Source organism: Bacillus sp. P4_D3 (assembly GCF_056401855.1).
Genome location: NZ_JBFUIN010000949.1, coordinates 1 through 1,031 on the forward strand (window position 1 = coordinate 1; position 1,031 = coordinate 1,031).

General features: G+C 34.7%; 2 protein-coding genes and 1 pseudogene. 2 read left to right on the forward strand and 1 reads right to left on the reverse strand.

Going from position 1 to position 1,031, the window contains the following annotated elements; all coding sequences use genetic code 11:
- The first annotated feature begins 39 nt into the window (after nucleotides 1-39).
- Together AC1DTM_RS28240 and AC1DTM_RS28245 are read left to right on the forward strand one after the other, a co-directional pair.
- A complete protein-coding gene (locus AC1DTM_RS28240) occupies nucleotides 40-93 on the forward strand; it encodes a hypothetical protein (protein WP_477001462.1) in 54 nt (17 codons plus the stop codon).
- Between the two features lies 1 nt (nucleotide 94).
- Nucleotides 95-319 (forward strand): annotated as a pseudogene (locus AC1DTM_RS28245) (tyrosine-type recombinase/integrase); the annotation flags it as partial.
- A 65-nt stretch (nucleotides 320-384) separates the two neighbouring features.
- Here AC1DTM_RS28245 and AC1DTM_RS28250 read toward each other — a convergent pair.
- A partial coding sequence (locus AC1DTM_RS28250) for an ABC transporter ATP-binding protein (RefSeq protein WP_477001461.1) occupies nucleotides 385-1,031 on the reverse strand: 647 nt, incomplete at its 5' end.

Genomic DNA, 1,031 nt, shown 5'->3' on the forward strand with positions numbered 1-1,031 from the left:
ATTCGAAAAAGAGGAACAAAGTGGTGTATTATTGTCGATATCGGAGCTGATCCAGAGACCGGAAAAAGAAGACAAAAGTGGCTTTCACGATAAATTTAAAGCCTATTTGAAAAAAACAGAATTAAACAACATTAGATTTCATGATTTACGCCATACACATGCAACGCTTCTTTTAAAACAAGGAGTACATCCAAAGATTGTAAGCGAACGATTGGGTCATAAGGACGTTTTCATAACTTTAAATCGCTATTCACATTTTTCACCTGGTCTGCAAAAGGACGCTGTTAAAACATTTAGTGAAAGACTATTCGGATGGTAATGTTTGCAAATATAAAAAATGAGGTTTCTCTTTTCTAGAGAAACCTCACCACATCAATGTTTTTGTTAAATTTTAAACTGACTCGTATACAAATCAAAGTAAAACCCTCCATCTTCCATAAGAGTTTCATGATTTCCTCTCTCTAAAATACTTCCATCTTTTATTACAAGTATTTGATCTGCTTTTTCAATCGTTTTCAGCCGATGAGCAATTACAAAGCTCGTTCGCCCTCTCATTAAATTATTTAATCCAGCTTGAATTTGTAATTCTGTTCTCGTATCGATATTAGATGTAGCTTCGTCGAGAATTAATATATCTGCATCTGCTAAAATTGCTCGTGCAATCGCAAGAAGTTGTTTTTGTCCCTGACTTAAATTCGATCCTTCCGAAGCAATTTCCGTTTCATATTGATTCGGTAAATGCTTAATAAAAGAATGTGCTGATGCAGCTTTAGAAGCGGCCATTACTTCTTCGTCACTTGCATCCAAACGCCCATAACGAATATTATCCATAATCGTCCCAGCAAATAAATACGTATCCTGTAAAACAACCCCTATTTTACTCCGCAAAGAATTAATATCATAATCCTTTATATCTTTTTCATCAATGCTAATTTTCCCTTTTTGAATGTCATAAAAGCGAGTTAACAAATTAATAATTGTTGTTTTTCCTGATCCAGTTGGACCGACTAAAGCGATTGTCTCCCCAGGAT